This is a genomic window from Myxococcus xanthus, from assembly GCF_013116825.1.
Taxonomy (GTDB): domain Bacteria; phylum Myxococcota; class Myxococcia; order Myxococcales; family Myxococcaceae; genus Myxococcus; species Myxococcus xanthus_B.
The window spans coordinates 1-4291 of the sequence record NZ_JABFNS010000259.1; the positions used below are offsets into that span (position 1 = coordinate 1).

1 protein-coding gene is annotated in these 4291 nt (G+C 70.1%); it reads right to left on the reverse strand.

What is annotated here, in order from left to right; all coding sequences use genetic code 11:
- The coding region (locus HNV26_RS36985) for a response regulator (RefSeq protein WP_171453024.1) at positions 1–4138 on the reverse strand (4138 nt) is incomplete at its 3' end.
- Between the last annotated feature and the right edge of the window lie 153 nt (positions 4139–4291).

Below are 4291 nucleotides of genomic sequence, written 5' to 3' on the forward strand. Positions count from 1 at the left end.
GGGCAGGGGCCTTCTTCGCGACGGCCTGGGTCGCGGGCTTGGCGGCCGGCTTCTTCGCCGGGGCCTGGGCCGCGGCGGCGGGCGCGATGACCTGGTTGAGCTGCGTCCTCACGGCCAGCTCGTCGTCCTCGGCCGCCGCGGGCTTGGTGGCGGCCTTGGCCGGGGTGGCCGGGGTGGCGGACTTGCTCTTGTAGCGGGCCAGCTCCAGCTCGGCGACCTTGAGGGCCTTGCTCTTCTCCTGCACGGACTGCTGCAGGCGGGCGACCTCCTGCGCCTTGATGGCGTCGCGACGCTCCAGCTCCGCCTTCTGCTTGGCGGCGAGGTCTTCCTGCTCCTTGGCGTGCCGCGCCTCCAGGTCCTTGCGCTCTTTTTGCGCGGCGGCCAGGCGGGTGGAGGCCTCGTGGGCCTTGCTCTCGGCGGCGGCCACCTTGGCGTTGAGCTCCTTCTCCGCGCGGGACTTGGCGCCCTGCGCGTTCTCCACCGCCAACTCCAGGTCCTGGATCTTCTTCGCCCGCGCGCTCAGTTGGCCCTGCAGGTCCTTGGCCCTGGCGTCGGCCTCGGTGGCCTGGGTCTGGGCGTCCTGCGCGAACTGGGCGATGCGCTGCTCGGCCTTGGCCAGCTTCGCGGCCAGTTCGTCCACCGCGCGCTTGGCGTCGGCACGTTCCTGGTTCGCCTGCTGGGCCTGCTGCTGGAGCCGGGCCTCGGCCTGCTGGACCTGGCCCGCGAGGCCGTCCCGCTCGGCGATGAGCTTCTGGTGGGCGGCGCCCGCGGCGCGCAGCTGGTCCTCGCGGCCCGCCAGCGCCTTGCGGCCCTGTTCGAGCTGCTCGTTGAGGCCGGTCATCTGCTGCCCCAGGCCCTCGGCCTGACGGCGTGCCTCGGCGGCCTGTGTCTGGAGCTTGGCCTCCAGCGCCTTGAGCTGCTCGGTGCGGGTGGCGACCTCGCGGTTGAGCACCTCCGCCTGACGCATCTTCTCCTGCGTCACGTGGGTGAGCTTGCGGAGCGTGTCCGACAGCTCGGTGCCCTTCTGCGTCAGGTCGTTCTGGAGGAGCTCCTCGCGGCGCTGCGACTCCTCGGTGAGCGTGTGCAGCCGCTCCTCGAGGTGGGCTCGGGTGTTCTCCGTCTGCGCCAGCGTGGCGGTGAGCTGCGTCAGCTCGGCGACGCGTGTGCCCAGCTCGTGCTTGGTGAGGGTGAGGTGCTCGCCCAGGTCCTCGCCATGGGCACGCGCCTCGGCCAGCTGGCCTTCGAGCGCGGTCTGGGTGCTCGCGGCGGCCTTCCGGCTCTCCTGGTGCGCGTGCTGCTCGCGCGCCAGCGCGTCGCGGGTAGCGGCGAGCTGTCCGTGGGTCTGCTCCAGCGTCTGACTGGTGGCCTCCAGCTCGGAGCGGAGTCCGTCGCGCTCACTGGTGAGGTCACCGATGTGCGCGCTCGTCTCCGCGGCCAGCTTCTCATGGGCGGCCCGCTCGGCCTCGTAGTTGCCTTGCGTCTCGGACAGCTCGCTGCGGAGATGACCAATCTGCCCGGTGAGGTCCTGCTCCAGCGCGTCCTTCGCGGCGCCCAGGTCCGCCAGCTCCGCGATGCGCTGGTCGCGCTCTCGGGTGGTGTGCGCCAGCGTGTCGCTGGTCTCCTGGAGCGCGCCGCGCGTGTCCTCCAGCGCCGCATGCGTCTGCTGGAGCGTCTGGGAGGTGGCCTCCAATTCGCCACGCGTCTCCGCCAGCGTGCCTTCGGTGCTGGCGAGCGCATTCTGCGTGTCGGCGAGCTGCTGCTCCGTCTGCGCCAGCGTCTGCTGTGTCTGCGCCAGCGTCTGGCTGGTGGCATCCAGCTCGCCGCGCGTCTCGGCCAGCGCGCCCTCCGTGTCGGAGAGGGTCTGCTGCGTCTGGGCCAGCGTCTGGCTGGTGGCGTCCAGCTCGCCGCGCGTCTGCGCCAGCGTGCCCTCGGTGTCGGAGAGGCGCGCCTGCGTATCCACCAGCGTCTGGGAGGTGGCCTCCAGCTCGCCGCGCGTCTCCGCCAGCGTGCCTTCGGTGCTGGCGAGCGTGTTCTGCGTGTCGGCGAGCTGCTGCTCCGTCTGCGCCAGCGTCTGCTGCGTCTGGGCCAGCGTCTGGCTGGTGGCCTCCAGGTCTCCGCTCAGCTCGGAGATGCGCTGGTCGCGCGCGGCCACGTCCCCTTGCAGGGATTCGATGGTGGACTCCCGCTGGGAGACGGTGTCCTCCAACTGGGCAACGCGCGCGGAGAGCTGTTCGCCGGCCCGCTGCGAGTCATCGAGCTGCCGCTGCGTCTCCTCGAGCTGCGAGGTGAGCGCTTGAATCTGGCCGGTGAGGTCCGCTTCGAGCTCGGCCTTGGCGGAGCGCAGCTCCTCCAGCTGACGGGAGAGGTCCGCCTCCAGCGCGTCCTTCGCCTGGGAGAGGGCCTGGAGCCGGTCGTTGAGGTCCGTCTCCAGCTCGTCCTTGGCCTGTCCCAGCGCCTGGAGCTCCGCGGTCAGCTCATTCTCGCGGTCCTCCAGGTGCGTCTTGACCGCCTCGACTTCGCCCTCGAGCTCGCCGATGCGCTCCAGCTGCTGCTGGATGTTGGCGTTGAGCTCCGCCTCGGTGTGCTCGTTCCGAGCGATGGTCTCCGACAGCTCGCGCTCGAGCGTGCCGAGCTTCGCGTCACGCTCCTCGATGCGCTGGGTGAGCTCGGCCTCCTGGGCGTCCTTGTCCAGCCGGAGCTGGTCGCGCTCGCCCGTGGTTCGCGCGAGGTCCGCCTCCAGGTCCGCGACCTGCTGGCTGAGCTTCGCCTCCAGCGCATCGCGCTCGGCGTTGAGCCGGTGGATTTCCGCGTCAGCCTGGGCGCCGTGCTCCTCGGCACGGGAAGCGCGGGCCTCCAGGCCACGCACGGTGGTGTCGCGCTCCTGCTCGGTCTGCTGCAGCCGCTCCTGGAGGGCCTGGATTTCACCGTCCAGTTCGGCGAAGCGTTGGTCGCGCTCGCTGATGGTGCGGTTCAGCTCGGCCTCGAAGTCGTCACCGCGCTTCGTCAGCCGCGCGATTTCGCCTTCATGCGCGAGGACGGTGTCCTGGAGCTTCTGCTCCTTGACCTCGAACTCGAGCGTGACGACGCCGAGGTGCTTCTCCAGCTTGTCGTACTCGTTGCGGCCGTGCTCCAGCTCGCCGGCGCGGCGGCTCAGCTCCTCCTCGGCGCGGGAGACTTCCCGGCGCAGGAGGTTGATGTCCTTCTCCTTGGAGGCGACGACCTCGATGAGGTCCTTCTCCGCGGAGAACTTCTGGAGGAGCAGGTCATCGACGGTGGCGCCGTGCTCGCGCTCCTTCTGGATGGTCGCCTGCTGGGCCTCGTTGAAGCGGCGCAGCAGGTCGTCCACCTGCATCTTCAGGCCCTGCAGCTCCACGTCCTTTTCGTGGATGCGGTCCTCGCCGGAGAGCAGCTCGCGCTCGCGCACGTTCCAGATTTCGGAGAGGCGGGCGAGCTGGGCCTCGCGCGTCTTCAGCTCGTCGCGGAGGATCTGAATCTTGCCCTCGGGCGTGCCCATCAGCTCGCGCCGCGGTGGCGGACGCTTGAGCTGGCGGGACTCGGCGAGCAGCTCCGCCTTGCGGTCCGCGATGGACTGGAACGTGCGGTCCAGGAACGCGCGGTCCTCTTCCGTCATCGCGCTGCGGCGCTCGCGCTTGGGCAGCTTCGGCGGGCCCCCCGCGGCGGCCTTGAGCGACGGCGGCATGGGTGGCGGTGCTTCGCGCGTCCCGTTCAGCGCGGCATCCATCGACGCGCCGGTGTCATCCGTGCCCGGCGGCACGATGCCGTGGCTCAGGGCGGCCAGCTCGCCCATCTCGAACGGGATGGCGAGGTAGCCGTCCGCCGCCTGCGGCGTCTGACGATGCTGCGCCAGACCATCCACGCCACTCTCCGAGGAGAGCAGCAGGACCTTGAGGTTCTGACCCCACTTGCCCTTCTTGATGTTGCCGCAGAGGACGAAGCCGGACTGATCCTTCAGCTCCGCGCGGAGGACGACCAGGTCTGGCCGGCGCTTCTCCAGCTCACGCTGCGCGTCAGCCGCCGTCTCAGCCAAGGCTGTCTGGTAGCCCGCGCCCTTGAGCACGGTGGCCATGCTGAGCGCAAAATCATGCTCGCTTTCGACGATGAGGACCCGACGCTCCATGAAGCCCTTTGTCCCGGAAAAAGTGCTGTGAAAACCGGAACATCCTAGCGGGCGCTTGTGACCCTTGGAAAGTTTCCAGGAGCAGCTTGGTTGCCAGCCTCACGAGCTCTTGCCGCGGACGACGACTTCCGAACGGACGGAGGGGGCCGGGTG